The 21414-nt window shown below is 61.0% G+C and carries 18 protein-coding genes and 4 pseudogenes; 16 read left to right on the plus strand and 6 right to left on the minus strand.

What is annotated here, in order from left to right; all coding sequences use genetic code 11:
* Positions 1 to 10 precede the first annotated feature (10 nt).
* Positions 11 to 400, plus strand: a complete 390-nt coding sequence (locus RFM52_RS32825) for a hypothetical protein (RefSeq protein WP_407046143.1) — start codon at positions 11 to 13, stop codon at positions 398 to 400.
* A 101-nt stretch (positions 401 to 501) separates the two neighbouring features.
* A pseudogene (locus tag RFM52_RS20660) lies at positions 502 to 1859 on the plus strand (IS1380 family transposase).
* Between the two features lie 1935 nt (positions 1860 to 3794).
* Here the strand turns inward: RFM52_RS20660 and RFM52_RS20665 are convergent.
* On the minus strand, positions 3795 to 4043 hold the full coding sequence (locus RFM52_RS20665; RefSeq protein ID WP_320297852.1) for a DUF6074 family protein: 249 nt from the start codon (positions 4041 to 4043) through the stop codon (positions 3795 to 3797).
* Between the two features lie 435 nt (positions 4044 to 4478).
* Here RFM52_RS20665 and RFM52_RS20670 point away from each other — a divergent pair, with 435 nt between their 5' ends.
* Positions 4479 to 4739: a helix-turn-helix domain-containing protein gene (locus RFM52_RS20670; protein WP_407046055.1), complete on the plus strand. Its 261-nt coding sequence runs from the start codon at positions 4479 to 4481 to the stop codon at positions 4737 to 4739.
* A 343-nt stretch (positions 4740 to 5082) separates the two neighbouring features.
* Here RFM52_RS20670 and RFM52_RS20675 read toward each other — a convergent pair whose 3' ends face one another.
* The 4 genes from RFM52_RS20675 to RFM52_RS20690 all read right to left on the minus strand — a co-directional run bounded on the left by RFM52_RS20675 (position 5083) and on the right by RFM52_RS20690 (position 7486).
* Positions 5083 to 6057, minus strand: coding sequence for a hypothetical protein (locus tag RFM52_RS20675; RefSeq protein ID WP_320297853.1), 975 nt, complete (start codon positions 6055 to 6057; stop codon positions 5083 to 5085).
* A gap of 249 nt (positions 6058 to 6306) precedes the next feature.
* Positions 6307 to 6588 carry an ATP-binding protein gene (locus RFM52_RS20680; protein WP_320297854.1) on the minus strand — a complete coding sequence of 94 codons (282 nt, stop codon included), beginning with the start codon at positions 6586 to 6588 and terminating at the stop codon, positions 6307 to 6309.
* Positions 6585 to 7043: an AAA family ATPase gene (locus tag RFM52_RS20685; protein ID WP_320297855.1), complete on the minus strand. Its 459-nt coding sequence runs from the start codon at positions 7041 to 7043 to the stop codon at positions 6585 to 6587. The genes RFM52_RS20680 and RFM52_RS20685 overlap by 4 nt, the downstream gene beginning before the upstream one ends.
* Before the next feature lie 293 nt (positions 7044 to 7336).
* Positions 7337 to 7486, minus strand: coding sequence for a hypothetical protein (locus RFM52_RS20690; RefSeq protein ID WP_320297856.1), 150 nt, complete (start codon positions 7484 to 7486; stop codon positions 7337 to 7339).
* A 260-nt stretch (positions 7487 to 7746) separates the two neighbouring features.
* On the opposite strand from RFM52_RS20690, the gene RFM52_RS20695 reads away from it, so the two are divergent.
* The 3 genes and pseudogenes from RFM52_RS20695 (at position 7747) to RFM52_RS32960 (ending at position 10747) form a co-directional block, all read left to right on the plus strand.
* The gene (locus RFM52_RS20695; RefSeq protein ID WP_320297857.1) at positions 7747 to 8976 is read left to right on the plus strand and encodes a Fic family protein; all 1230 of its coding nucleotides are present in this window, start codon (positions 7747 to 7749) and stop codon (positions 8974 to 8976) included.
* Between the two features lie 708 nt (positions 8977 to 9684).
* A complete protein-coding gene (locus tag RFM52_RS20700) occupies positions 9685 to 10134 on the plus strand; it encodes a hypothetical protein (protein WP_320297858.1) in 450 nt (149 codons plus the stop codon).
* A 419-nt stretch (positions 10135 to 10553) separates the two neighbouring features.
* A pseudogene (locus tag RFM52_RS32960) lies at positions 10554 to 10747 on the plus strand (hypothetical protein).
* A gap of 264 nt (positions 10748 to 11011) precedes the next feature.
* Here the strand turns inward: RFM52_RS32960 and RFM52_RS20710 are convergent.
* A pseudogene (locus RFM52_RS20710) lies at positions 11012 to 11193 on the minus strand (3-methyl-2-oxobutanoate hydroxymethyltransferase); the annotation flags it as partial.
* A gap of 164 nt (positions 11194 to 11357) precedes the next feature.
* Here RFM52_RS20710 and RFM52_RS20715 point away from each other — a divergent pair.
* The 10 genes and pseudogenes from RFM52_RS20715 to panD all read left to right on the plus strand — a co-directional run bounded on the left by RFM52_RS20715 (position 11358) and on the right by panD (position 21390).
* The gene (locus RFM52_RS20715) at positions 11358 to 12326 is read left to right on the plus strand and encodes an NUDIX hydrolase (RefSeq protein ID WP_320297922.1); all 969 of its coding nucleotides are present in this window, start codon (positions 11358 to 11360) and stop codon (positions 12324 to 12326) included.
* A gap of 64 nt (positions 12327 to 12390) precedes the next feature.
* Entirely contained in the window at positions 12391 to 13365 is a 975-nt protein-coding gene (gene nadA, locus RFM52_RS20720; RefSeq protein ID WP_320297860.1) for a quinolinate synthase NadA, read from the plus strand.
* Entirely contained in the window at positions 13362 to 14903 is a 1542-nt protein-coding gene (locus tag RFM52_RS20725; protein WP_320297861.1) for an L-aspartate oxidase, read from the plus strand. The genes nadA and RFM52_RS20725 overlap by 4 nt, the downstream gene beginning before the upstream one ends.
* Entirely contained in the window at positions 14903 to 15757 is an 855-nt protein-coding gene (gene nadC / locus RFM52_RS20730; RefSeq protein ID WP_320297862.1) for a carboxylating nicotinate-nucleotide diphosphorylase, read from the plus strand. The genes RFM52_RS20725 and nadC overlap by 1 nt, the downstream gene beginning before the upstream one ends.
* Before the next feature lie 135 nt (positions 15758 to 15892).
* Positions 15893 to 16828, plus strand: a complete 936-nt coding sequence (bioB, locus tag RFM52_RS20735; protein ID WP_320297863.1) for a biotin synthase BioB — start codon at positions 15893 to 15895, stop codon at positions 16826 to 16828.
* Positions 16828 to 17976: an 8-amino-7-oxononanoate synthase gene (locus RFM52_RS20740; RefSeq protein WP_320297864.1), complete on the plus strand. Its 1149-nt coding sequence runs from the start codon at positions 16828 to 16830 to the stop codon at positions 17974 to 17976. The genes bioB and RFM52_RS20740 overlap by 1 nt, the downstream gene beginning before the upstream one ends.
* A 16-nt stretch (positions 17977 to 17992) precedes the next feature.
* Entirely contained in the window at positions 17993 to 18628 is a 636-nt protein-coding gene (gene bioD, locus RFM52_RS20745) for a dethiobiotin synthase (RefSeq protein WP_320297923.1), read from the plus strand.
* Entirely contained in the window at positions 18628 to 19893 is a 1266-nt protein-coding gene (locus tag RFM52_RS20750; protein ID WP_320297924.1) for an adenosylmethionine--8-amino-7-oxononanoate transaminase, read from the plus strand. The genes bioD and RFM52_RS20750 overlap by 1 nt, the downstream gene beginning before the upstream one ends.
* Positions 19890 to 20874 (plus strand): annotated as a pseudogene (locus RFM52_RS20755) (beta-ketoacyl-ACP synthase III). Before RFM52_RS20750 ends, RFM52_RS20755 begins: the two are co-directional and overlap by 4 nt.
* Before the next feature lie 63 nt (positions 20875 to 20937).
* On the plus strand, positions 20938 to 21390 hold the full coding sequence (gene panD / locus RFM52_RS20760; RefSeq protein WP_320297865.1) for an aspartate 1-decarboxylase: 453 nt from the start codon (positions 20938 to 20940) through the stop codon (positions 21388 to 21390).
* The last annotated feature ends 24 nt before the right edge of the window (positions 21391 to 21414 follow it).

Raw genomic sequence — 21414 nt, forward strand, 5'->3', positions numbered from 1 at the left:
ATTACCCGCCATGGCTGCGGATGAACTGGATACGCTGGTTTTCCAGATGGCGGTCGAAAGCGTGCGCTCGCTCTCCTTGTGCTTCACTGAAAAAGCCGCGGCGATAGCCGCCAGGAGCCGTGGTATACTGCTTTTCGACGTGCGGGTGGACGGTGACGCGGCGGTCCAGCGGATCGCGGCCATCCGATATCCAAGTGACCGGATCGGCGTGCTGACTTTGGACATACAAGGCGTTGTTATCCGCCATTGCATTGTCGGTGGAATTTTCTCGGGTTTGACCGCGCCACTGGAGAATTGGACCGGCATGCCCCTGTCGATGCAGGCCAAGATTAATGTCGACGACCATGCCGCTCTCTTCCTAGGCGCCTTGCGGGAGGCCGGACATATGCCGGTCAGCTAGCCTGATTCATGAGGGTTGGCGGATGTGGTGCAAGCCGTTGAAACGCCGTAGGATTTGGTTGCTTGCGCCAATCCTAATCATTTCCAGAGACCACACCCGCCATGCACGATCCTACGCTGCCGCTGAGCGGTTTGTCATCTGTCGGCGGCAAGTCCGTCGTCGCCCGTTTCGACGGCGGCATGCTGTCGTCCAACAGCGGCGTTCTGGCTCTGGCCGAAGTGGAAAAGCGGCTGCGTGTGGCCGACCGTCTGGCGCGCTGCATCGACGATCCGCGCTGCCCGGACCAAGTCGTCCACAGCCTGGCCGACATGATCGGCTTTCGCATGAAGATGATCGCCGCCGGCTATGAGGACGGCAATGACGCTAACCGGCTGCGCTCCGATCCGGTCTTCAAGATGGCTCAGGACGCGCCCCCTTCGGGTCGGGATCTGGCGTCGCAATCGACAATGTGCCGGCTGGAGAACCTGCCCGGCGTGCGGGAACTGGTCGCGATGGGGCGGGCAATGGTCGATCTCTATTGCACTTCCTTCCGGCAGGTACCGAAGCGGATCGTGCTCGACATCGACGACACCTTTGACGCCGTGCACGGCGGCCAGTAGCTTCGTCTGTTCAACGCCCATCACGACGAGTACGGCTTCCAGCCGATCGTGGTGTTCGATGGCGACGGCCGGTTCGTCGGTGCGGTGCTGCGACCGGCCAAGCGGCCGAGCGGGGCAGAAATCCGCCCTCACGTGCGCCGCCTGGTGCGGGCGATCCGCAGCAATTGGCCAAACACCCGGATCCTGATCCGGGCCGACAGCCACTATTGCAGTCCGTCGGTCATCGACTGGTGCCGCGCCAACGATGTTGACTTCATCCTCGGCGTGGCGCCCACCACAACCTTGCGCAAGCATGTCGCGGATCTGGAAGCCAGCACGCTGGCGCGCTTTGAAGCGTCGGCGAAGACGAACAAGGTCCGCCGCTTCAAGGAGTTCCTGGATGGGGCCGCCAGTTGAAGCCGCGTCGAGCACATCATCGCCCGCGTCGAGGTCGGCGCCCAAGGTGCCGACATCCGCTTCATCGTCACCAACCTTGCCGGTGGCAAGGTCAAGGCGCTCTACGCGGACCTCTACTGCCGGCGCGGCGCGGCCGAGAACCACATCAAGTCGTGGAAGACTCATCTTGCCGCCGACCGCACCTCCTGCACCAGAGCGACGGCCAACCAGTTCCGGCTGTTCCTGCATGCCGGCGCCTACTGGATGATGTGGGGCCTGCGCGCCGCTATGCCGAAACGCTCCAGCTTTGCCGTCGCCCAATTCGACACGTTGCGATTGCGCCTCATCAAGATCGCCGCGCGCGCGTGGTCGAGATGAAGACCCAAATTCGCCTGCACCTGCCGACATCCTGCCCGGACCAGCGCATCCTGCGCATCGTCCTCAGTCGCATCCCGCAACTCATCGCCGTGCATCAAGCGGGCTAGGTGACGGCAGGTCTTCGAGGACCTCTGGATCGCCAATGCACAATGCCCCAAGTATACAACTTATCCAGTCTTCACCAACCAATAAGCTTTGGTCGGAGTAGTGCTTGTCAGCGTCTTGGGTGACGGCTGGAGCTGGAGCGGTCATTACAATGGCCAATGCCGTGGCAGCAAGTATCGTTCGTGGCCAGTGAGAGCGCAATTTCAGGAGCCTCGAGCGCGCCACAGCGTCTTTTTCTGAGGTATGCATTTTTCGTTTTCCTTTTGGATCATCACGGATTTGAAGAGGATCTGGTGTTATGTGCCATTGGGAGAGCCGGCGAAGCAGATATTCATGGGTCGAGTCATAAGTTCTCCTGAATGTTTGTTTTACGAGAACCCTTATGGCAGCCCTAGCTGACAGCCTGAAAGCGATCTGCGGGATAGCGATCCTGTCTGCCGATCGCAGCGAGGTCCAACGGAGCTAGGGCGTCCCACGGGATGCGCAGCCTGTATTGCGTTCGGACGAATGTCATGTGAACTCCTGGGCTAAAGACTGCGCGACGAGCCATGTCGGAACACGTATCATGGCTATGAATATGCAATTGGCATGCCACCAAAAAGATTGTGAGCAGCGACCACAAATCGGAGGAGTCGCCCCTGGCCGGCTTGATCCTAACCCTTAGGATGTCTGGACCTGAACACAGATTGTCGTCTATCGGACGCGGACAAAATGCTGTGACCAACTGGGCACCGGGCTGACGCCAGAGTCCTCGGTTGAGAATTGCGCGCCTGGTAGCGGATTGGGCAACAGGCGATCGCCGGGGCCGGTAGAATTGCGCAGCCGTGTGTTGCTGTCAGCGTGGCGGCAGAGGGCCGCAGGTGTGATCCGAGCGCCGAATGCTGGCGCCGTTCGCTGCATCCGGCGACCTATCTAGCGATCCCTGATCGCGCGTGATCGAGGTCACAGTGAGAGGCGCGTGGTAGAGTTGAAAACCCAAATTCGCCCACACCTGACGACATCCTGCCCGGATCAGCGTATTTTGCGCTTTGTCCTCAGTCGCATCCCGCAACTCGCGACATAAACGATGGGGCGCAGACGTCCCGGAACAAACCCGCTGACCTCAACCCGCAAACCCTCGCCTTCATCCACGACGGATCACCGCCGGCGCCTGATGAGGTTTGGGAAAACGCAGCGCAAAGGAAACCAGATCGCCGCTTCAGGCCGCCGAAAGCTCATCGCCGTGCATCAAGCGGGCTAGCATTTGCCTAGAATGCAGCTTGTCGTTTTTGATATCCTGCATCGGTGCCGACATCGCCGGCATGAGTGTCATGCTCGAAAACGGCTCCGGCGATTTCGCAAAGCGCACATGCACCGCGTCTTCCCCTCACGCGAATGGAGCCTACCGCGCCGAATCGGAGGCGTGAGGATCGATCACGATCACCTCTTAGCCGCCCTACCCTTTTGCAATCAGGAGGAGCTTCCACAGCTCACTCGGCGGGTCGACACGAGATCGCAGATGGCAGTTGGCCAAACACCAAAACTGGCGCACCGATGGCAATCGGCTTTCCTCGCTGGAGGAAGTGCAAGGCCTCTCGCCAGGCGGAGGCGCATGCGATGCCTACACCCGCTGCCTGCTCGAGGACCTGATCGACGCATGGTCGGACAAGGCGTTGGGCATTCCTAGAAGCGCGCCGGCAGCCTGGGCGGGGGCTTGGGGCGAGACTGCCGGCGCACGCCACTCACGAAGAGCGCCCCCTTTTTGCGGTTCCGAGACCCATAGTCAACCCGGCAGCGTCCGGGTGCCCGCTGTGCTGTTGTAACAGCGGTGCGATGTCGGCCGTGTCGGCCGATTGTGGCTGGTGGGTCGGGCCGCTCTGGCCCGGCCAATGTGAGCTCCAGCCAGTATCGCCTTGCCGAGCGCGCCTTCAGTAGTCCTTTGTCGCGAGCCGATGCTATCATGCAAGCGTCGAAGCACTCCGGGTGGCTATATTGCTTAAGACTGCATGAAGAAGCGTTCCAACTTCCTGTTCGGCCAGCCTGGGTGAAATTCCTGATGCGGACAGTTGAACGAGAATTTGCTTGGCGGTGTTGCGCCAGAAGGCATTCGCGTCTTCCCCGTTCTTGGATTCCAGGATCCGGGCGATACCTTCGACCAACTTCCGCCGCCGGTGCAGCGGAAAGGCGCTTATGTTCGAATCAAACATCCATCACCTCACCCGTTGAGCCGGCGAGTTTGTATTGGCGGCTTAGAAAAATCTGGTTAACAGCGCTTTTTTTGCCGGTGATCCGCAATAGAATAAAACGGTGCCGCGATAGCACTGGACACGGTTCAAGAGGGCCGTCAGCCATGATGAGCCGCTGGCCATAGGGCGTGATGCGGGTACAGCCGACCAGGCCAGCTGAGGGGCAGGCAGGTTCTTGGACTTGATCAGAATCGAGTGAACCGCCATATCCCGATCTGCCCGCCAATTTCAGGCGGCCCATTCATGGACGAGGCCGACCGGGCCTATTCGACGTCCGTTTTTTGAATTGCTGGAGCGCCAGGTCGGGGACAAGTCTACCGATTTATCAGGGCGCCCTTGGTCTTCTTGGAGGTGTCTATGAAGGATTCGCGCATTCCCGAGCCGGTTTTGATGGCTATGTCAGAGGGGACCCACATCATTCGCGCTTTTCGTGAACACCTTGGATATTCGATCGAGGACCTGGCGGTGACGAGCGGACTATCCGCCGAGGAAATCCAAAACATCGAGTCGGGTCTGAGGTACAACAAGGGCTATCGGGACCGCATCGTGAGGTCGCTATCCCTACCTGTGGGAATTCTTGCGGAGGCAGACCTATTGGGCGCTACGAGACCGCCTGGTTGCGCGCCTCCGATCTCGGTCTCTGGCAGCCCGATCTGAGTCGGGATCGCCGACGAGGGAGGCCAGACCGAATTGTTGCAGCTTGAGGCAGGTGCAAAGCGCAAACTCGAGCAAGATCTGTGAATAAGGGTTTTGTCAGCTCCCCAGAAAGCGGAGGAAAACCGGAGCTTCTAACAGATGATTGAGCTCCGTGACGCCGTTCCTCCTAGGTGCGTCGTCCGCGAGGGTGGACTGCGTAGACAGATGAAAATAGTTGCAATGGCACCATGTGGCGGAAAACGCCGTCCGTGGACGCCGATTGTTCCGGGATGGTGCCATTGCTTATCGGCCTACGAGGCACTGGTCTTCGTCTGGGATAAGGTGTTTCGGGACTTCTTGGAAATCAGCGAATAACCGGCTCGCCGTGGAAGCGTCGCCGCGAGGGTGGCGAAACGCCGAACCCGACTTCCATCATCAGCCGCGGCGTGTGCGCCGGCACGGTGCCCATGTGGAAGCCGAACGGATCCTCGACGAAGCCAAGCCCCGCCTCTCCGATAAGGGTCACGGGGCTTTGCTCGCCATAGACGTCCAGGATCTCTTCCGCGGGGTGGCCGACGAGAAGCGTCAGCTGGTGCTTGAGCGCGCGGCGCCTGTGGCTGCCGCGGACATAGACATGCGGACCGGTGCCCTCGTCGACCGGCAGCAGGTAGAAGAAGAACTTCAACATTCGCCAGTCGTCGAGGTCGAAGTGGTATTTGCCGAGCGATGCCAGGTTCCTGTCGGCGTCTGAGGCCTGGCCGGTGGGGAAGCTCCACCAAACACGCGTGGTGATCAGTTTCGCCTGGCCACCGAGATAGTGTGCAGCGATATTCATGAGCAGCGGATCGTTTTGAACGGCGAGTGCCGCCTTGCAGCCGAGAATGCGCTCGAAATAGTGGCCGCTGAGTAACGGACGGCCGAATCGAGCCTCAGCCTCCGCATGATCCGCCGGCATGAATTCGAGACGGCGATCGAAATTGCCAAAGCAAGGTGTGCACCGGACGAAAGCTGCGATGTCCTCATGGATAAATTTCGGCAAAACGAGTCCGGAAAAAAGCCCATCCGACTGCAGCGCATCGACAACGTCCTGGCGATTGACGCCGACAAACATTGTTTCCCGGCCGTTCTGCGACGCTCGAACAGGCTTTGCACCACGCCAGTGCATTCTCCGTGCCGGCATAGTGCGGGCGAGCACGAACATCGGCAGCCACGCTGGATTCTCGCGAAGATCCGACAGATATGTCGGAATGCGTACGGCCATGCGACGTAGCATACTGCCGTTTCGCGCGATCGCCTCGAGACTAGTAGCGCCGGCTTTGTCGGTATTCGTAACGGTCATCAGGATCCTCAGGTATGAATGCACTTTCGACGAAGCATTGGTTCTCACTGCTTCGTCCCGTATTACCCAAGCCCGATTCCCGCAGCGGAAGAACGCTAACCGCGCGTCAAATTTTGTGCAACGCACAATTACCGAGCCGCGCAAATGCAGTTAGGTCACTGCGCGCTTTGCAATAAGCCTTGCGAAGCTGTCACCTTAATTACATCAGGAACTGTCCGGCATTAGGCAGCAAAGACCACCAATTGCACGTTAAGTGCCTGGTTTTCGGGCCAAATTCATGATGCCTAATTTGTGCAAGACTCGCTTGCGCAGCAGAAGGGTGTTAGGTTCGTCGATCAGGGTCCCGGTCTCTGTCAGGAGCAGATTGATGACGTTTTCGCGCAGGCTTGCATGCTGGTCGGAGAGGGTCAGGTAGTACGGCACGCCGCCGAAAATGGCGTAGGTCTCTGTGAGCTGCTCGGCGCTGTACTCCGGAAAGAACCCCGGAAGGTCGCGCGGGGGCAACTGCCGCACCTCCAGGCGCAGCGTCACGCGCCCGTAAGCGGGTTCGTTTCCGCCAGCAGGTCCTCCATCTGAGCGACGGCAGAACCGCACAGGATGATCTTGAGGTTTCCCGCCCGTGCCGCCCCGGAGTCCCAGAACCGTTGGAGCACCGATAGTAAAGCGCTGTCCTGATCGACGAGGTACAGGACTTCGTCGATCGTGACCACAGTGCCCGGTTTGGCCTTGGCTGCTTCGGCTACGAAGTGGAAAATACTCTCCCAGTTGTCGAGCGACGCCAGGACGGGTGACGGGCCAAGAACCCGGGCCACCTCAAGCTTGAACTGTTCCATGTTCAGGACTGAGGAGACCCGCGTCGCCTGGAAATAGATTTCGTTGCGGCCGACGGCAGCTTGGCGCAGGAGCCTTGACTTGCCGATCCGGCGGCGGCCATAGGCGACGACGAGCGATGCCGAACGCTTGTCCAGTTCGCGTTCAGCAGCCATAGCTCCTTTCCCCTCCCGATAAAGTGGTCCATGGCCGTACGTTCGCTTTTATAATCACGATTATTATAATCTGGATTATAGAAGATATCCGGCGACACCGACACACTGGTCTGCGATAGACCATCCGGCCTGCCGGACGTGCGTTGCGATTCCGTTGGTAGTCATCAGGGAGGGAGAGCCTTCAAGCAAACTTGGCCAGGCAACGCCGCGGGGCTAGGAGGCCATCTCCCAGAGGAAGTGCCTGTTTGTGGTCTTGCCGACGTGCCTCACGCGCCCGGCTTTCGTGAGCTGGGTCAAGAGGGCAGCTTACGCGACACCTGGTTGACGATCTCCGCTTCATTGCCCAGTCCAACTGCCTGCGAGAACTTCGCAGCGCATTCGGCCGTCGAAACCGGGCTTGCCGCGTCGCGGAGGATTCCGAGCACGGCCTGGCGCTGGTTCACGCCTCCCATCGACGCTTTCACCTCATCTGAGATCCCGGCGGTCCGGCCGGAACGGACGCGACCTAGCTGCCGTCGTGATCGGAATTGGACAACTGAGGAACGATTTGCAGGGCATTCGATTTAGCCTCGCCCCACCCTCGCGGCATACAACTGCGATGCAGCAACGAAGATCGGCAACAATAATCGGCAACCTATTGCCTATTTGCTGACGTAAGTGCCTTATATAAAAGGCAATTGGTATCTTTCAAGATCGGCAAAAAATGTTTGAAACGCCTGCTCGTATCGAGCCCTGCTTTTTCCAGGACACCATCCCGTCCGTCTTAGCGGACCTCACGGTAGAACTGCAGAGGGAGGCAGACGATTTGGGGCGCGGCCTCCATCCAGAATCGGCTGCAGAACTCGCCGACCTGGTTCGGATGATGAATTGCTACTACTCGAATCTGATCGAGGGTCACAACACCCGTCCCAAGGACATCGAAAAGGCACTCGCGGGTGCGGAGGTCGAGCCGGAACGGCGAGCATTAGCGCTCGAGGCCAAGGCGCACGTCATCGTCCAACGCAAAATCGATGAGATGTATTCCAAAGGAATTTTGCCGAGCCCGACATCGGTTGAGTTCATCGCTTGGGTGCATCGTATGTTCTATCGCGAGATGCCCGAAGAGTTCAGGTTCATGGAACGGCCAGATGGTTCGAAGGTCGAGATCGTTCCCGGCGAGTTCAGAACGACTGCGAGCGACGACGTGGTTGTCGGAAGACACCAGCCACCCTCTTCCGATCGAGTCGAGGCCTTCATGGCACACTTCTCAAAGCGTTTTGCAGTGGCGGAAAAATGGGCGAGCACCCGTATCATTGCCATCGCTTCTGCTCACCATCGCTTCAACTATATCCACCCATTCCCTGACGGCAACGGCCGTGTGTCCCGGTTGATGTCGCATGCGATGGCGCTGAAAGCAGGCATCGGGGGACATGGCTTGTGGTCGATTTCCAGAGGCCTGGCCCGCGGTCTTAAGGATCGAGGCGAATACAAACGGATGATGGACCACGCAGACAGCCCCCGTCGCGGAGACCTCGATGGTCGGGGCAATCTCTCGCAAGCAGCTCTCAAGGACTTTTGCGAGTGGTTCCTTACCGTGGCACTCGACCAAATACGCTTCTCCACAGCGATTTTCGACCTTGGTCGCCTGGAAGATCGGTACCGCCTACTCGTCAAGGACATCAGCGAAGACAAACGCGCGCCCGATCTCTTAGCTGCAGTCCTCAAACACGGATCACTTGAGCGCGGTGATGTTCATCTCGTTCTCAAGACATCGGAAAGAACGGCACGGAACACGATGTCAGCAATGGTTAGACAAGGCTTCCTAAAGTCCGAAACGCCCAAAGCCCCTGTCCGAATTGCTTTCCCGCTGGACTATCGCGAGAGACTCTTCCCGAATCTGTTCACCGATGCCGAATTGACTATACCCGATTCGCGACCCCTATCGCTCCGCTGACAGCGGCGGACGCGGCAACCTTGACTTGGTGGCGGTTGCTACCGAATAGCGCGATACCCATTAGGTGGCCGCTATGTTGGATGGGCGCAACGCACCCGATCGCGAAGATGGCCATCCGGATGAGCCCAGTCTTCTTGGACACGCCCTCGCCCGAACAGGGCAATGGCGATTCTCTTGATGGGATGCCGCTGCAAGCGAGCCATCCAAAACCTGGAGCACGCAGACACCCTCCGCGCAGTTCCGGCGGAAAGCAAACGGGTGCCAGCCGGCCGCTATCCTTAATGTCATTGAGGAACTGAAGCGCTATTCGGACCAACCACCACTAACTCCCGGTTAACCTGTGCCTGATCCCCGGATCCGCCGTCGCGCGTCCCGTCAAGTGCTGACGCGCGCAGTCCGCAAGGGCCCGAGCGAAGCGTCCCTTGAGGACGACTGCATTAAGGATGGAGCGTCGTCTGCCACCCCGGGCGACTTCCAGCTGGCCGATCGCTAGTGAGCCCAGTTCCCGCAGCCGGCGTTATCTATCAAACTCTAAAAGAGACTAGCGTTTTCCACTAGACTCCTATCTATCGGTGGACTTTGCTCTGGAGACCCCGACGGATCCGTTCGCTAATCCGTTTGCACCCGGCGCAGGAAGCCGTCCCCCCGAACTTGCCGGTCGCGACGCGATCCTTGAAGCCGCCAAGATCTCCTGCGGACGCGCGATCAATGGGCGGTCAGGCCGTTCGCTCATACTTTGGGCCTTCACGGCACCGGCAACACGGTTCTCCTGAGCGAGATCGGCCGGATCGCCGAGGCCGAAGGCCTTCTTGTTACGAAGGTCGAGGCTCCCGAAGAACCAATCTCGCGAACCTTCTCTATCCTGAAATGCGCAAGGTATCTCGTTCGCTTTCCGGCACCGAAGCGGCAAAGCATTTCGCCTCGCGCGCCCTCGGCTGCTTGCGCAACTTCGCCTCCGTATTCAACATAGAGGTCGCCGGCGTGAATGTCGGCGTCGACCCGACGCCCGAGCCGGGCCTTGCCGAAAGCGGCGATATACAGCACGACCTTCCCGATCTATTCGGCCAGATCGGTCGTGCCGCCCAAGCTGCTAACAAGGGCTGGGTTCTTCTGATCGACGAAGTGCAATATCTTTCGCAAAAGATTTATCCGGCCTGATCGTCGCTCTTCATCGCATGTCCCAGGATGGGTTGCCCATCGTCTTCGTTGGCGCAGGATTGCCCCAGGTGGCGCGTCTTGCCGGCGACGCGAAATCCTACGCAGAACGGCTCTTCAGCTATCCTGCCGTCGGCGCACTCGATAAGGAGGCTGCCTCGAAGGCGATCGAGAAGCCGATCAATGATCAAAAGGCGACCATCTCCCAAGAGGCGCTGACGACCGTCTTCGACATGACAAAGGGCTATCCGCTCTTTCTCCAGGAACTCGCCTCCTTCTCCTGGAACAACGCGCAGGGCCCGCAGATCAACGAGAACGATGTCCAAGCATCTTACACGGAAACGATCAAATCCCTGGACGACGGCTTCTTCCGCGTCCGTCTGGATCGTCTGACCAAGGCCGAGGTCCCATTCGTCACGTCGATGGCGGCCCTCGGCAACGGCCCCTATCCCGTCTCTGACATCGCGAAGGCGTGCCGAACGCAGAAGTCCATTGGCCCGGCCCGCGCGAGCATCATCTTTAAGGGATGATCTACAGCACCGATCACGGCTATCTCGACTTCACCGTTCCGCTTTTCGCCGATTTCATCAGGCGACATCGCCTTTCGGGTGAGTGATTTTCAGAGCTGTCGTATGGAGATCCGAGCCATGGCGCTTATGCCAGAAGCGTGGCCGGGAATTGACCGCTGGGAGGAACCCCGATGTGTCGCGTTTAGCGACAACGGTTTGCGGTAAAGTTGGTGGCGGCAGCTACCTAATGCCGAACTGAAGGGCAGCGACACGCGTTTGGCATCCGCAATCAGCTATGCCGAACGGCCAAGAACCGATTGCCACAGTACCAGTCCGCTCAGGCGCCGCCTGTGGCGGACGCACACAAGGGTCGTTTGCGGAGCGCCGCGCAGGACCATGCCGACGCTGTCGCCGATAAGAACGATGTCGCAATGTCGATCGACCAGTTTTGCAATCGGCGTCGTATAGACCGTCAGGCAGACGACGGGGACGCACCCTTACGCGCCTGGATATCGGGCGGTGTAATCGCCTTCGAACCACCAGCAGTGCTCAAAGCAAATTTCCTTCCCCTACGGTACCCACCGTAGGTGTCGCGTTTGGCACGTTTTTGTGCAGTTGCGAAGAGCTAAAATGGCCATGCGCGGTGTTGACGTGCAGGTTGCTGCGTCTAAATTAAATCGATTAAGCCACCCAGGCCTGCCAACCACTTTCGCGACCATGGACAAACAGACAAAAGGAACCAGGAAAGATCGAGCCGCCGTCAAGGCCGACGAAGTCACAGTCGACCTGATCGCCTTTGTCGTCGCTGTAAACGACAATGAACCCTGTGTCCTCACCATCGGGCAAGCGGATACGCTGCCTTCCGGACCATTTGCGCTTGAGCACCGATCGCTGCAATCCGGGTTGAGGGGGTGGGTCGAGCAGCAGACCGGCCATCCGCTGGGCTATATTGAGCAGCTCTACACTTTCGCCGATCGAGACCGCATCGGCTCCGGCCGCCGGCAGCGCGCCATCTCCATCAGCTATCTCGCACTCACGCGCAAGGAACAGGCATCGGGCTCGCCCAAGTGCGGCTGGCGAAGCTGGTATGAATATTTTCCATGGGAGGACCACCGCTCCGGCACGCCGCCGATGCTGCTGGACGTCCTGCGACCGCGCCTGATTGAATGGGCAAACAGCGTGGGCGACGCGGCCATGCGACGCGAACGTCGGCAACGGGCGGCGATGGCCTTCGGCTTTGACGACCGCCATTGGAACGAGGAACTCACGCTTCAACGCTATGAGTTAGTCTACGAAGCAGGCCTGGTCCAAGAGGCCGGGAGCGGGCGCGACACCACGAGGGCCTCGCTGGTGCCCAGCAAGCCCATGGTCGCCGATCATCGGCGCATCGTGGCGACGGGCATTGCGAGACTGCGCTCGAAGATCAAATACCGGCCGGTCGTCTTTGAGCTGATGCCGCAGTCTTTCACACTGCTCCAGCTGCAACGAACCGTCGAAGCGCTCGCCGGCAGGCTAATCAACAAGCCGAACTTTCGTCGCCTCATAGAGCAGCAGGAGCTGGTCGAGGAGACTGGCGAGACTTCTGTCGACACGGGCGGGCGACCGGCAAGGCTCTATCGCTTCCGGCACGCTGTCCTGGACGAGACGCCCATAGTCGGCACAAAATTGCCGGTCGCTCGGGGTTGACACTCTTATAGTCGACATAGATATATATCCCTTATAGTCAAACGGATTATAATTGGAGGCGCCGATGAGCGGGGCGTTACCTTCGGCCGCGTCTCTGTATCGGCGCGTCTGGCGCGTTATCCCGCCGGGGGAATGGGCGGCTTTCAGCGATGACATCGAGGCCATTCTGACGCTCAAACGCGAGCGCAATGCCGTCATCCTGGCTCACAACTATCAAACACCCGAGATCTTCCACTGCATTGCCGACATCGTCGGCGACAGCTTGGCACTGGCCCGCAAGGCTATGACGGTCGAGGCGAAAGTCATCGTGCTGGCCGGGGTGCATTTCATGGCCGAAACGGCCAAGCTCCTTAATCCGGACAAGATCGTGCTCATTCCGGATCTCGGCGCCGGTTGCTCGCTGGCTGATTCGATCACGGCACAAGACGTGCGCTTGATGCGCCAGCGTTATCCCGGCGTGCCGATCGTCACCTATGTCAACACGTCGGCCGAAGTGAAAGCCGAATCGGATATCTGCTGTACATCGGGCAATGCGAAGGCGGTCGTCGAGTCGCTTGGCGTCCGTCGTGTGATCATGCTGCCGGACGAGTATCTGGCCCAGAACATCGCCGCGCAGACCGACGTTGAGATCATCGCCTGGAAAGGCCATTGCGAGGTGCATGAGCGCTTCACGCCCGCCGATATTCGCGAATTGCGCGAAAGCCATCCCGGCGCGACGGTGCTGGCGCATCCCGAATGCCCGCCCGACGTGGTGGCCGAGGCCGATTTTTCCGGCTCGACCGCAGCCATGTCCGACTATGTCGAACGGCATAAGCCGCCACGTGTCGTGCTGATGACGGAATGCTCGATGAGTGACAACGTCGCGTTAGCGCACCCGGATGTCGAGTTCATCCGGCCCTGCAATTTGTGCCCGCACATGAAGCGGATCACGCTTGGCAACATCCGCATGGCGCTCGAGCAGAACCGACATGTCGTCACCATTGAGCCCGGGATCGCGGGGCGCGCCCGACTCGCAGTCGAACGGATGCTGGCAATTTGAACCCCGATGTCCGCAGCTTCTTCGGGCGGCCCATCATCATCGGGGGCGGCATCGCCGGATTGATGACCGCGCTTCAATTGGCGCCGGAGCCGGTGCTTATTTTGTCCAGGACGCTTCTGGGAGCCGACACTTCGAGTACCTCGGCTCAGGGGGGGCTGGCTGCGAGTTTCGGCCATGACGATCATCCGACACTGCACGTGGCTGATACGCTCGCCGCCGGCGACGGGCTTTGCGATACGGATATGGCGAACCGCATCCTTCAGGCCGCGCCTAGCGCGATCGAGGGGCTTGCGCGCTTTGGGGTCCGCTTCGACCGTACGCTAAAAGGACCCCTGTGCCTCGGATTAGAGGCCGCACACAGCCGGCGTCGCATCGTCCATGCTCATGGCGACGGCAGCGGGCGTGAGATCATGCGCGCACTGATTGATGCCGTGCGCTCCACCCCCTCGATCGTTGTCGTGGAGGGCGTGGAAGCGCGCCGACTAGCGGTCAGGGGGAATGCGATCCGAGGCGTCTGGGCGAGCTGTGCGCTAGGACCTGTCTTCTTCGGCTCACGGCGGGTCGTCCTTGCCACCGGTGGGATCGGCGGGCTATTTCTCGACACCACCAATCCTTCGGGCAGTTGCGGACAGGGCCTGGTACTTGCGGCTCGCGCGGGAGCTGTCCTTGCCGACCTCGAGTTCATCCAGTTCCACCCGACCGCGCTTGAGGGTGCCGAACGCCCCATGGCGCTGGTCAGCGAGGCTGTCCGCGGCGAAGGCGCCACCCTGATCGACGAGACAGGCCGGCGCTTCCTCGATGGCGTTCCGGGCGCCGAACTCGCGCCTCGCGACGTCGTGGCGCGCGCAGTCTGGAGTCATCTGGCAGGTGGCCATCAAGTCTTCCTCGACGCGCGGAAACAGCCTGGCCCGGAATTTGTTCGACACTTCCCGACAATCGCATGTGCCTGTCGTGGACTGGGGATTGATCCCGTGCACGATCTCATTCCCATTCGTCCTGCCCAGCACTATCACATGGGTGGAGTTGCCGTGGACGCCTCGGGCAGGACGTCGGTCAAGGGGTTGTGGGCCTGTGGCGAGGCCGCCTCGACCGGACTGCACGGCGCCAACAGGCTCGCTAGCAATTCCTTGACCGAGGCCGTCGTATGCGCGCGCTGGGTCGCTGAAAGCGTGGGCGGAACGCCTGCTCGCAGAACAAAGCCAGTGTTTGCGGACGATTACCCATCGCCCGATCCGGTACCCGCACGTCCTTTCGTGTCGCGCGCACTCGGTATCGTGCGCAATGGCGAAGCTTTGAAAGCAGCCGCACGGGCGTTGTTGCCGCTCGCTGAACGCGAGGACGCGGCATCGGATCCGGCGGCTGTCGGTCTGATGCTTGCTATTTCCGCCTTGCGGCGCCGAGAGAGCCGCGGCGCTCATTACCGCGAGGACTTTCCCCATCATGCGGCTGTTGCGCGTCGTTCCGAGATCACCCTCGAAGCCGCCCTCGCCGCGGCTCGGGAACTAGCGCACTCGCCAACGCTGGAAAGCGCCACCTGATGAGCCTGTTACCACTTCCCGCAATCATGCTCGAGCCGCTGGTTCGGTCCGCCCTTCTCGAAGACCTGGGCAGAGCCGGTGACGTCACCAGCGAGGCGACCGTAGCGAAGTATCATCACGCCACGACCGTGCTGGCCGCACGCCAGCCCGGGGTTGTCGCCGGGCTCGATCTGGTGAGCCTCGCGTTCAGGTTGATCGACCAAAATATCAAGATAGATGTGAACCGAGCAGACGGCAGCAAAGTTGCGCAAGGGGAGATAATTGCATCAGTGACTGGCCCGACCCGGGCTATTCTCACCGCTGAAAGGACGGCGCTGAATTTCCTGTGCCATTTGAGTGGCATTGCCACGGCAACCGCATCGATTGTCGCAGCGGTTTGCGAGCACCGCGCCAAGATCACCTGCACCCGCAAGACGACGCCCGGATTGCGGGCTGTCGAAAAGTACGCCGTGCGCGCTGGCGGCGGCGCCAATCACCGCTTCGGCCTCGACGACGCCGTCCTGATCAAGGACAATCACATCGCGGCTGCCGGCGGCATCCGTTCCGCCATCAAACGCGCGCGACAGAGCGTCGGCCACCTCGTCAAGATCGAAGTCGAGGTCGACACGCTTGTCCAGTTGGAAGAAGCCCTCTCGCTTGTCCCAGACGCTGTCTTGCTCGACAACATGTCGCTCGATGAGCTTCGCCAGGCGGTGGCCATGGTCGCCAGCCGGGCGATCACGGAGGCGTCGGGCCGGATCACTCCTGTGACGGCGCCAGCCATCGCGGCCACTGGCATCGATCTTATCTCCGTCGGCTGGTTGACCCACAGCGCGCCAATTCTCGACATCGGACTGGACTATTACGCGCCGTGATCGGCCAACCAAACGGTCGGGGATCGACGGTCATTCGAAGCGCGAGGACAATGCGAAGTGCTAGGAAACATGACGGATATGCACGACACCAATCCGACTAACACGATACCACGGACGCAATGCGCTGATGGCGGGATGTGGACCCTAGAGAAGGCTCGGGCACTTCACGACGCACCTTTCAACAATCTGCTCTTCCTAGCGCAGACCGTTCACCGCCAGAATTTCGATCCCAACAAGGTCCAGCTCAGCCGGTTGCTCAGCATCAAGACAGGCGGCTGCCCGGAGGATTGCGGCTATTGCAGCCAGTCGGCGCATCACCAAACGGGCCTGAAGGCCTCGAAACTGATGGAGGTCAAGCAAGTCATCATTGAGGCGACCAAAGCGCGCGATGCCGGCGCAACCCGCTACTGCATGGGTGCTGCCTGGCGCAATCCCAAGCCGCGCGACATGGATGCGGTGGTCGCCATGGTCGAAGGCGTCAAGGCGCTCGGCATGGAGACCTGTATGACGCTCGGCATGCTCGATCTCGAGCAGGCCGGTCGGCTGAAGCAGGCGGGGCTCGATTATTACAACCACAACATCGACACGTCGGAGCGCTACTACGGCGAGGTCATTAGCACGCGCAGCTTTGCCGATCGGCTCGATACGCTCGAGAACGTTCGCCAATCCGGCATCAAGGTCTGCTGCGGCGGGATTGTCGGAATGGGCGAAGAGCCGGTGGACCGCATCGACATGCTGGTGACTTTAGCCAACCTGCCGGAGCCGCCCGACAGCGTTCCAATCAACATGCTCATCCCGATCGCTGGCACCCCACTTGCCGACGCCAGCCCCATCGAGCCGATCGAGTTCGTGCGCATGATTGCGCTCGCCCGCATCATGATGCCGAAATCGTATGTCCGCCTTTCCGGCCGCACCGCCATGACCGACGAGATGCAGGCGCTGTGCTTTTTTGCCGGCGCCAATTCGATCTTCGTCGGCGACACGCTGCTAACGGCGGGCAATCCCGGCCAGGATAAGGATACGCTGCTCTTGCGGCGTCTGGGGATCGAGCGGATGGAACTGGAGTCGTAGTGAACGAGGCACTGCTTGCCCGCTACGAGGCGACCTTGCAGGGACTGGCGCGCAAGGACCGGCTGCGGCGGCTTGCGCCGCGCGCCGGCCTCGACTTCTCGTCGAACGACTATCTCGGCCTTGCCGCCTGCAAGAGGCTTGGCGATGCGGTTGCTGCCGCGATTGCACGCGGCACGCCGGTCGGCGCCACGGGGTCCCGGCTGTTGCGCGGCAACGCGCCGGAGCACGAGGAACTGGAAGCTCACGCTGCGGCGTTTTTCGGGGCCGAGCGCGCGCTTTGCTTCGGCGGCGGCAATATCGCCAATTTCGCTATTCTGACGGCGCTGCCGCAGAAGGGCGACCTACTCGTGCTCGACGAGTTCGCCCATGCCAGCATGCACGAGGGTGCGCGCGCCGGACGCGCGGAGTTCGTTTTGGCCGCGCACAACGACGTCGACGCCGTCGAGGATCAGATTGCGCGCTGGCGCGCCGAAGGCGGCATGGGACGCGTCTGGATCGCGGTCGAAAGTCTATACAGCATGGGTGGGGACTGCGCGCCGTTGGAGACCCTTGTGGCGCTCGCTGACCGGCACGAGGCGTTCATCATTGTCGACGAGGCGCACGCCACCGGGGTGTGGGGACCCGACGGCCGCGGCCTTGCCGTCGCTTTCAAAGGCCGCGACAACATCCTCGCGCTCCACACATGCGGCAAGGCGCTCGGCGCCTCAGGAGCGCTCGTCACGGGCCCTAGAACGCTGTGCGACTATCTCGTCAACCGCTCCCGGCCATTCATTTACGCCACCGCGCCATCGCCATTGATGGCCGTGGCCGCGCGCGAGGCGCTCGCCATGCTCGCCGACGAGCCAATGCGCCGTATTCAACTGCATGAGCGCATTGCCGTGGCAGGCCGCCAATTGGCAGAGCGCTGCGGCATAAAGCCCAGCGGAACGCAGATCCAACCAGTTGTCATCGGCGATAACCGGCGCACCATGGCGGTAGCGGCGGCACTGCAGGCCCGCGGCTTCGACATACGCGGCATTCGTCCGCCGACTGTGCCGGAAGGGACTTCGCGCCTGCGCATATCGCTGACGCTCAACGTCGATAAAGCCGCCATATCCGCCATGATCGATGCGCTTGTCGAGGCGTTGGCCCAGAATGACCAAAGGTGACATGACCCGAAGCGACATGACCAAAGGCATCGTCATCACCGGGACGGATACCGGCATCGGCAAGACGGTGTTTTCGGCGGGCCTCGCCGGCCTGCTCGACGGCTTCTACTGGAAACCGGTGCAATCGGGCCTCGACGAGGAGACCGACAGCGAGACTGTTACCCGGCTCTCCGGCCTGCCGGCCGGGCGCGTGCTGCCGGAAGTTTATCGTCTGAAGACGCCACTGTCGCCGCATCGTTCGGCCGAGATCGATGGCGTCGCAATCGAGGCGGCAAAGCTCTCGCTGCCGGACTTGCCAGGCCCACTCATCATCGAAGGCGCTGGCGGAGTGATGGTACCGCTCAATCGGCAGACAAGATTCATTGATATATTCCGGGAATGGCAACTGCCGGTCATTCTTTGCGCGCGCACCGCCCTCGGCACCATCAATCACACATTGTTGTCGATCGAGGCGCTCAGGGCCCGTGGCATCCCGCTCATCGGCGTGGCCTTAATCGGCGAGGAAATGGCGGACAGCCAAAGGACGATCGCGGAATTTGGCAATGTGCGGCAGCTTGGCAGGCTGCCGTACCTTGATCCGCTGACATCTAAAACCTTGAGGGAAGCGATGGTTGCCGGCTTCGATCTCTCGCCGATCGGACGGGGTCAATGATGTCGCAATCCCGCGTCTGGCACCCTTTCACCCAGCACGCGCTCGAGCCGGCGATCCCCGAAATTGTCCGGACTGAAGGCGCTTATCTCCACAAGGCCGATGGCACCCGCATCTTGGACGCCATTTCGTCGTGGTGGGTGGTCACCCACGGCCACCGCCATCCGCGCATCGTCAAGGCCATCGAGACGACTGCGGCAAGCCTCGACCAGATCATCTTCGCCGGCTTCACGCACGAGCCGGCCGAACGCCTCGCCAGAGCCTTGGTGAATCTCGCGCCGCCGGGACTCGACTGGGTGTTTTATTCCGACAGCGGCTCGACCGCGGTCGAGGTCGCGCTGAAGATGGCGCTCGGCTATTTCCGCAATATCGGCGCGCCGCGCTCGCGCATCGTCGTCATGGAGCACAGCTACCATGGCGACACGATCGGCACGATGAGCGTCGGCGCCCGCGGTGTGTTCAACGCCGCCTACGAACCCTTGCTGTTCGAGGTCGACACCATCCCCTTCCCGGCCGCAGGACGCGAGCAGGAAACGCTTGATCGGTTCGAGGTCGTCTGTCGCGACCGGCGCGCAGCTGCGCTGATTGTCGAGCCGCTGGTGCTCGGCGCCGGCGGCATGCTGATGTATCCGGCCTGGGTTTTGGCTGAATTTAAGAGGATCGCCGAGACTTCGGGCACGCTCTTGATCGCTGACGAAGTGATGACCGGCTTTGGACGCACCGGAACCATGTTCGCCTGCGAGCAGGCGAATATCTCGCCCGACATCCTTTGCACCTCGAAGGGGCTGACCGGCGGCACCATTCCGCTCGCCGCCACGCTGGCGACCGACGCCATCTTCCAGGCCCATTATTCGGTCGACCGGAAGAAGACCTTCTTTCATTCGAGCTCCTATACGGCCAATCCGATTGCCTGCGCGGCCGCACTGGCCAACGTCGAGATTTGGCACGACGAGCCTGTTATCGAACGGATCGCGGCCCTGGGCGCGCTGCAGGCCGCTGGCCTTCGGCGCTTTCGCCACAATCCGGTCTTCAGGGACTGCCGGATTACCGGCACGATCGCGGCGCTCGATTTGGGTACCGCGTCCCCCGGTTATCTGGCCGAGATCGGTCCAAAGCTGCGGGCATTCTTCCTCGATCAGGGATTGCTGGTGCGCCCGCTCGGCAACGTCCTTTATATTCTCCCGCCCTATTGCGTAACCGGCGCCGAGCTCGACCGGCTTTATGACGCCATCGAGGAGGCCGGCGAACGCTTCGGATCCAAACCATGAGCAGGTCGTCGCGCATCCTCGGGCTTGGCCACCATGCGCCTGGCCGCAAGGTTGAGAACGCCGAGATCGAGAACAGTCTCGGCCTCGAGCCAGGCTGGATCGAACGGCGCACCGGAATTCGCTCGCGCTTCTGGGCGACTGACGAAGATACGCTTTCGGGACTTGCCGCGCGGGCCGGCGACATGGCGCTGGCAAATGCCTGTATCGACCGCGCCGACATCGGTCTTCTGTTGCTCGCCACGTCCACTCCGGATCACCTTCTGCCACCGAGCGCGCCACTGGTCGCGCATCGGCTCGGCCTCGGCCGCGCTGGCGCCATCGACCTGACCGGCGCCTGCGCCGGTTTCATCTATGCACTGATGTTCGCCGACGGGTTCACCCGCCTGCACGGCAGACCCGCCCTTGTCATTGCCGCCAACATTTTGAGCCGCCGCATCAACCCGGCCGAGCGCGCCAGCGCCGTGCTGTTTGCTGATGCCGCCGGCGCTGTCGTGATCGGTCCCAGCGAGGATGCCGAACGCGGCATTCTCGGCGCTTCGGTGGATTCGGACGGTTCGCGCTACGGATTGATCCAGATCCCCCGCCGGAGGAAGCAACATGCCTTTTCACAACGACCTCGATCTCGCGCAGACCCGCATGACGATCGTCGACGGCCGCGAAGTGTTCGCCAAGGCTGTGGAGATGATGACGACATGTTCAAGGGACGCGCTCGCCATAGCTCGAATGCGGCCGCAAGACATCGACCGGTTCGTCCCGCATCAAGCCAACGCCCGCATTTTCGATGCCGTCGGCCGAAACCTCGGCATTGCGGACCAGGCAATCGTCAAGAGGATCGCCGAATACGGTAACTCTTCCGCCGCAACGATCCCGCTCTCGTTGTCGCTCGCCAATCGGACGCAGCCACTTCAGCCGGGCGAGAAAATCCTTCTGGCGGCGGCGGGTGCCGGTCTCAGCGGCGGGGCTCTTGTGGTTGGAATTTAGCCGCGCGGCGGCCCCGACAAGACATCAAGACTGTTCAGGCGAGACAAAAAAGGAAACAGACCAATGCGAAAAATAGTCGCCGGCAAGCTTCACGGCATCCACGTCACCGAAGCAAATCTCAACTACCATGGTTCGATAACGCTCGACCCTGACCACTGCGAGGCGGCCGGGATCCTGCCCATGGAATTCGTGGAGATATGGAACAAGAATTCCGGCGCGCGCATTTCGACCTATGTCATCCTCGGCGAGCGCGGATCACGATGCTGCATCCTCAATGGTGCTGCCGCCCGCACCTGCCAGCCTGGCGACCCGATCATCATCTGCAACTCCATCTACCTGAACGAAGCGCATATCACAGCGCTGAAGCCGCGGATCGTCACGTTCGACCAGGATAACCACGTACGCGAGCGCCTGAGCTACTCGGTCGACCTCGACGCATGTGGCCGTTACAGTTTCTCGATCCATGATGAGGCCAATGAGGCTTTGGCTACTCCTGCGCTTGTTTCCCGGGCGTGACTTGTCCCTGGCGCACGCGTGAGC

This window comes from Mesorhizobium humile (assembly GCF_033977215.1).
GTDB lineage: Bacteria > Pseudomonadota > Alphaproteobacteria > Rhizobiales > Rhizobiaceae > Mesorhizobium > Mesorhizobium humile.

What these genes read in the sequence shown, in the direction of transcription:
- RFM52_RS20715 (WP_320297922.1), top strand. Translation starts at nt 11,358, where the DNA reads ATGGACAAACAGACAAAAGGAACCAGGAAAGATCGAGCCGCCGTCAAG.
- RFM52_RS20670 (WP_407046055.1), top strand. Translation starts at nt 4,479, where the DNA reads ATGTCAGAGGGGACCCACATCATTCGCGCTTTTCGTGAACACCTTGGA.
- RFM52_RS20675 (WP_320297853.1), bottom strand. Translation starts at nt 6,057, where the DNA reads ATGACCGTTACGAATACCGACAAAGCCGGCGCTACTAGTCTCGAGGCG.
- RFM52_RS20665 (WP_320297852.1), bottom strand. Translation starts at nt 4,043, where the DNA reads ATGTTTGATTCGAACATAAGCGCCTTTCCGCTGCACCGGCGGCGGAAG.
- nadA (WP_320297860.1), top strand. Translation starts at nt 12,391, where the DNA reads ATGAGCGGGGCGTTACCTTCGGCCGCGTCTCTGTATCGGCGCGTCTGG.
- bioB (WP_320297863.1), top strand. Translation starts at nt 15,893, where the DNA reads ATGTGGACCCTAGAGAAGGCTCGGGCACTTCACGACGCACCTTTCAAC.
- RFM52_RS20750 (WP_320297924.1), top strand. Translation starts at nt 18,628, where the DNA reads ATGTCGCAATCCCGCGTCTGGCACCCTTTCACCCAGCACGCGCTCGAG.
- RFM52_RS20695 (WP_320297857.1), top strand. Translation starts at nt 7,747, where the DNA reads ATGTTTGAAACGCCTGCTCGTATCGAGCCCTGCTTTTTCCAGGACACC.
- bioD (WP_320297923.1), top strand. Translation starts at nt 17,993, where the DNA reads ATGACCAAAGGCATCGTCATCACCGGGACGGATACCGGCATCGGCAAG.
- nadC (WP_320297862.1), top strand. Translation starts at nt 14,903, where the DNA reads ATGAGCCTGTTACCACTTCCCGCAATCATGCTCGAGCCGCTGGTTCGG.
- panD (WP_320297865.1), top strand. Translation starts at nt 20,938, where the DNA reads ATGCGAAAAATAGTCGCCGGCAAGCTTCACGGCATCCACGTCACCGAA.
- RFM52_RS32825 (WP_407046143.1), top strand. Translation starts at nt 11, where the DNA reads ATGGCTGCGGATGAACTGGATACGCTGGTTTTCCAGATGGCGGTCGAA.
- RFM52_RS20685 (WP_320297855.1), bottom strand. Translation starts at nt 7,043, where the DNA reads ATGGCTGCTGAACGCGAACTGGACAAGCGTTCGGCATCGCTCGTCGTC.
- RFM52_RS20700 (WP_320297858.1), top strand. Translation starts at nt 9,685, where the DNA reads ATGGGCGGTCAGGCCGTTCGCTCATACTTTGGGCCTTCACGGCACCGG.